Genomic DNA, 2349 nt, shown 5'->3' with positions numbered 1-2349 from the left:
GCAGCTGTTTAACCCCGCTTTAAACAGGCATAACGCAGGGTTAGAGGTAGTCAGCCACCACCAGCTCCAACTTGCCTTTCAGCTCGTTGCTGCTGCTGTTCGACAGCTCTCGCTCCAGCATCTGGGTCGCCAGCTTCTCAAGGGAGGGGTGTACCACCAACATGGTGGCCTTCACCCCGAGCTTGCGGCCGCCATCAGCCTGAAACTCCCGCATCTTGGAGTAGGCATCCCACAGGTTGTCGGGGGTCAGCGCCCGCTTGTTGGCAAAGGCCAACTGCCAGAAGCCAAAGCCTGCGGCATCGCGGCAATCGACCCCGTAGCGGAACTCCTTGCGGGTGAATACCGCTTCGTCATCGATCTTGGTCATGGCAATCAGCTGCGGTGACTTGCGATCCTGGAAGATGACCGGCTTGAGGGCGCGGCTGGTATCGAGCAGGAACCAGGGCTCCCCCTGATAACCGGAATCCACCACCACGTTGGCAGTCAAGACAGGGGTACCGGTGCCATCGGCCTTGGGATAGACCGGGTGATCGGTGTCGAAGAAATACTGGCCGTCATAGCAAGGCGTGGTGAAGCCAGCACCGAGCAGACCGAAACAGAGCTCATCGGGGTGAATGCCCGCCGAACGGCCCATCTCGGCAAACATCGGCGCGTAGATACCCAGCTCGTCATCTTCGATATCGTTGCGATCGACGCCGACGGTGGCCTCGAAGTCTTCGTTGACGATCTGGTAACCGTGCGCCTTCATCGACTCGATCACCCGATCACCGACCCACTTACGCAGATTGGGGAACTTACCCAACCAGCCATAGGTGTTGGACTTGGTAGTCGATTTGATCACGGTGGCGATCTTGGTGTACTGGGCAGGCGCTTCACTCTTGGCGTCTTCAAAGTTCTTCTTGAAGCCGGTGAAGAGGGACTGCAACAGCGCGGGTGTAATCATGGCCATACGGGTGTTCCTTCTCTGGATAAATGGCGTGGTAGGGTCTGCGCTTAAGCCTGCTTGGCCTTGGCAAACTCCTCGTGGCTGATACCGAGCTGGTCGGCGGCATACTTGTCATCCGCCGAGAGCACCGCATCCCCCTTCTTCTCGGGCAGGGTCACCTGAGTGGTCTGGCTGGCGGCCAGTGCGGCAATCGCCGGACGGGGCTCCAGCAACGCCTTGAGGGCAGCTACCCCTTTCTGGGCGGCATAGGCGGTCAAATACTCCTCTTCGGCGGCCACCACCTTGCCCTGGGTACGGGCTTCCTTGATCAGGGTTGCGGCATCCGTGGTTTCCACCTTGGCGCTTAAACTCGCTACCTGGGCAACCAGGGCGTTATAGGTCGCCACCGGCACGAATTGCGCCAGGTCAACTTGGCCACCCTGTTGCACCGGTTGAGCCTTGAGAGCAGCCAGGGCGGCTTCAGCGCTGGCGGTTTTGCCTGCCGCGCTTTGCAGGGTATCGAGGGCCGACAGCGCAGCCTGCCCCTGTTCGACGGTGAGCTCGCGGCCCTCTTCTACCTGAATGCCCAGCTTGGCCAGCAGGGCGAGCATTGCCTCGTTCATGGGTATCTCCTTGGTTACAGTGGCCAACTGGCCGGATTGATTGGTCTTGGGAGGTAAAGCACTGAGAGCTGCCAGAGCCTGCATACCCACCACACCGGGATCATTGGTGATCGCGGCCATCCGCAGTTCCAGCGGGCGGCCCTGAGCGTCATAGGGAAAGACGGCAGAAAGGAATCGGTACTCTTTGGCGGCCACCATGGCAGCCGCACGATCCGTCCAGCGCGGTTTGATAAAGAGGCCCTGCCCCTCGCGCCATTCGATCTCATCACCGTTGAACCAACCGGCTGCCGGGGCCTCCTTGCCAGTCTTTTCGATATGGAGGGTCTGGTGGTCGTAGTCGATCAGGATGTCTTGCCCGAGCGCTTTGGCTCGATTGATCAGGGTGGTGGCGATGCTCCTGTCGAGCTGCCAGTGACCACCAGGAACATCAAAGGGGCGGCCATCGCGGGCCTTGAACGGGCCGACCGGCAGCAACTGGTGCCAACCGTCGTCGCTCGGGCCAAGGGCTGCATCGAGCACGGCCAACCCTAGGGCGGTTGGTCTTGCATTCAAGATGGCCACGGCAATGGCGGAACTGGTGGCAGATAGGGGCATCACTCTCACTCCGGCTGGTCACAGCAAACCTCATTGCGGCCAGTGTCATCGAACTGAGAATTGGGTGGGGTTTATGGTGGGTTACTGCATCACGGGATGGATCGGAGGGTAAGCTGGGGGGCGGCGATACTGTTTAATGGTGTTTAAACTCCATTTTCCTGACCTATTCAGAGGGTAGACATGCCATCGTAGCCGCAAGGGGGCACC

Annotated in this window: 2 protein-coding genes; both read right to left on the bottom strand. The window is 59.9% G+C overall.

What is annotated here, in order from left to right; translation table 11 throughout:
- Positions 1 to 40 precede the first annotated feature (40 nt).
- Positions 41 to 949: a Mu-like prophage major head subunit gpT family protein gene (locus ACW5W8_RS23550; protein WP_498630838.1), complete on the bottom strand. Its 909-nt coding sequence runs from the start codon at positions 947 to 949 to the stop codon at positions 41 to 43.
- A gap of 44 nt (positions 950 to 993) precedes the next feature.
- On the bottom strand, positions 994 to 2142 hold the full coding sequence (locus tag ACW5W8_RS23545; RefSeq protein WP_201978078.1) for a phage protease: 1149 nt from the start codon (positions 2140 to 2142) through the stop codon (positions 994 to 996).
- Positions 2143 to 2349: the final 207 nt, after the last annotated feature.

The organism is Aeromonas aquatilis (assembly GCF_054052405.1).
Note: the sequence above shows the minus strand (reverse complement) of the source record. Positions and strands in the feature narration are given on the sequence as shown.